The organism is Pseudotamlana haliotis, assembly GCF_008806375.1.
Lineage (GTDB): Bacteria > Bacteroidota > Bacteroidia > Flavobacteriales > Flavobacteriaceae > Pseudotamlana > Pseudotamlana haliotis.
The window spans coordinates 1-3,057 of record NZ_WAAT01000074.1; the positions used below are offsets into that span (position 1 = coordinate 1).

At 33.0% G+C, this 3,057-nt stretch carries 3 protein-coding genes; all 3 read left to right on the forward strand.

Annotated features, from left to right (window positions below; translation table 11 throughout):
- Positions 1 to 344, forward strand: a 344-nt coding sequence (locus tag F6U93_RS14480) for a ribonuclease P protein component (protein ID WP_150940942.1), incomplete at its 5' end; no start/stop codon positions are given.
- Positions 345 to 352: 8 nt separating this feature from the next.
- Positions 353 to 1,987: a S41 family peptidase gene (locus tag F6U93_RS14485; protein WP_150940943.1), complete on the forward strand. Its 1,635-nt coding sequence runs from the start codon at positions 353 to 355 to the stop codon at positions 1,985 to 1,987.
- A gap of 140 nt (positions 1,988 to 2,127) precedes the next feature.
- The gene (locus tag F6U93_RS14490; RefSeq protein ID WP_150940944.1) at positions 2,128 to 2,991 is read left to right on the forward strand and encodes an OmpA family protein; all 864 of its coding nucleotides are present in this window, start codon (positions 2,128 to 2,130) and stop codon (positions 2,989 to 2,991) included.
- Positions 2,992 to 3,057: the final 66 nt, after the last annotated feature.

Consider the following 3,057-nt stretch of genomic DNA (forward strand, 5'->3'; position numbering starts at 1 on the left):
AAAGTAAAAAACTAATTGATCAGTTATTTACTGAAGGTAAATCGGTTTCGGCCTATCCGCTGCGACTAGTATTTATGCCATGCCAATTTGAAGGTGATCTTATAGCACAAACCGGTGTTTCGGTTAGTAAACGTCATTTTAAATTGGCTGTAGATCGAAACCTTATAAAACGTTTGATGCGAGAATCATACCGCTTAAACAAAGCCTCTTTTTTTAACAATTTAAGTCAGCCCTATGCGTTTATGATTTTGTACATTGGTAAAGACAAACCAAAATATGATCAAATAGAAAAACGTATGCAACTTCTATTTGAAAAATTTAGAAAACAGATTTCTGAAAAATAATCTCTTACATGAAAAAAATCTTCACTAAAAAAGTTATAATTCCAGTGATGCTGGGCGTGGTATTTTTAACCACATCGGCATTTAAAAACGATTTTTTTGAAATAGCGAAACAAATTGAAATTTTCACCACACTGTTCAAAGAACTTAACATGAACTATGTGGATGAAACCAATCCTGGGGCACTCATGGATACGGCTATAAAAAGCATGTTAGCCGATTTAGATCCCTATACTAATTTTATGAACGAGCAAGATGTTGAAGCGGCTCGTATTAACAATACTGGTGATTATACCGGCATTGGTGCCCGTATTAAAACCATGGAAGATAAATTGGTGGTAATTGAACCTTACAAAGACTATCCAGCAGATCAAGCTGGTTTAAAACCTGGTGATGAGATTATTAAAATAGGAAATACCGTGGTTGCTAACTATAAAGATCATGCTGGTGATTTACTTAAAGGCACATCAGATTCTTCAGTAGAAGTCACTTATTTACGTCAGGGCAAAACACATACAGCCACTATAAAACGTGCTGAAGTTGACATCAAAGCAGTCCCACACTTTTCAATGGTGAATGATAAAACAGGTTACATTGTTTTAACCCGTTTTAATAATAAAGCTTACGTTGAAACCAATTATGCCTTACGTGATTTAAAAGCGCAAGGGGCCACAAAAATAATTTTAGATTTACGCGGAAACCCTGGTGGATTACTTAATGAAGCTATTAAAATTGTAAATCTTTTTGTGCCTAAAGGCCAACTTGTGGTAACCACAAAATCGAAGGTCAAGAAATACAATCGTTCCTATATTACACAAAATCAACCTATAGACACTGAAATTCCGTTAGTAGTTTTAATTGATGGCGCAAGTGCTTCGGCAAGTGAAATTGTATCAGGTGCTTTACAAGATTTAGATCGTGCGGTAATTGTAGGGGCGCGAAGCTTTGGAAAAGGCCTTGTACAACGTCCTAAACAACTTACCTACGGGACACAAGTTAAAATCACGATTTCACGTTATTACACACCTTCCGGACGCTGTATTCAGTCGTTAGATTATTGGAATAGAAACGAAAAAGGGGAGGCTGTACGTGTAAAACAAGAGAATTATCACGAATTCAAAACGAAAAACGGACGTAAAGTTTTTGATGGTGGAGGTGTCCTTCCTGATGTTGCACTAGGAGCTACTAAAAATCCAACGATTACTAAAGCCATTCAAGATAATGACTTAATTTTCAATTATGCAGTAGACTACTATTACAATCATAAAATTGAAGATATTAACAGTTTTACTTTAACAGATAAAGATTTTTCAAACTTCAAAAGTTATTTAAAAACCAATGATTTTTCGTTTGAAACAGAAACTGAAAAAGCCTTAAAAAAAGCCTTTGAAACATCAAAAAAGGAAGCTTTAAACGATAATATCAAGAAAGAGTATGATGATTTAATAAATCAATTGAACATATCTAAAAACACGGTTATAGACGAAAATAAAACCTATTTATTAGAATTACTTACCGAAGATATCGTGAAATGCTACGTTTACAGAGAAGGCTTGTATAATTATTACAAAGTTCATGATACTGAAATAAAAAAAGCTTCAGAAATATTAAGTAATTCATCATCTTATCAAAGTTATTTAAGATAATCATTGCACCATCCATTTAGTTCATTTTTGAACATTTTATTTGTGAAATTTCACTTCATCTATAAAATGTTCAGATACACAGACTTCTAGTAAAATTTTCGATTAAAAATATTATATTTATATCGTCACAACTCCCTACTATGTCTAAATTATTGGTGTTCATATTAGTAATACTTCAATCTTTATGTGTTTACTCACAAAAAGCCCTTACCCATGAAGTTTATTTTGAAACCGATAAATACGATGTCCCAAGTACTGAAGAAAACCGCTTACTGCTTTTTATTTCCAACTTAAATGATATTGAAATCGAGTCCATTTCCATCTTCGGCTTTTGTGATGATCGCGGTGCCGATAACTACAATTTAATCCTTTCGCAACAGCGGGCAGATGCTATTAAATCTATTTTTTCTAACAATGAAATCAGTGAGAGTTTAATTACTAATGTCGATGGAAAAGGTAAAATTTTACTCAAAATTGTTAAAGAAGAAGATATTTTAAAAATTAGAGGATTAAACCGAAAAGTAGAAATCATCGTAAAGCCTAAACTTTTAGAACCCGATCCAGAACCTATTGCTGAAGTTGACATTCCTATAGAAAAAGAAAAAACAACAGTTGAACGTATTAACGAAGGTCAAAAAGGTGATAAAATTGTTTTTAATACCATTTACTTTAAAACCGGTGAAGTCACCATGAATTCTGGATCAGAAAAAACATTGGAAGAAATCGCTGAAGCTTTAGTAAACAGAAAAGAAATTTATTTCACCATTCAAGGTCATGTGTGTTGTACACAAAACTCACGTGATGCTGTAAACAGAAAAACTAAAAAGCGTAATCTTTCTGAAGCTAGAGCCGAGTTTGTTTATAACTATTTTGCAGAAAAAGGCGTGAGTAAAAAACGTATGCGACACTTAGGCATGCGTAGAAAATTTCCTTTAGGAGGAGATCCTAAATATGACAGACGCGTAGAAATTGTCATTACTTATGTAGATGATAATGTGAAATAAACTTAGGTAAATTATTTAATCTTCCTCCTGTAATAATTTTTCATTTATCAATTGTATACCAGCCAT

Coding starts and splice junctions, on each gene's coding strand:
- F6U93_RS14490 (WP_150940944.1), top strand. CDS start 2,128: ATGTCTAAATTATTGGTGTTCATATTAGTAATACTTCAATCTTTATGT.
- F6U93_RS14485 (WP_150940943.1), top strand. CDS start 353: ATGAAAAAAATCTTCACTAAAAAAGTTATAATTCCAGTGATGCTGGGC.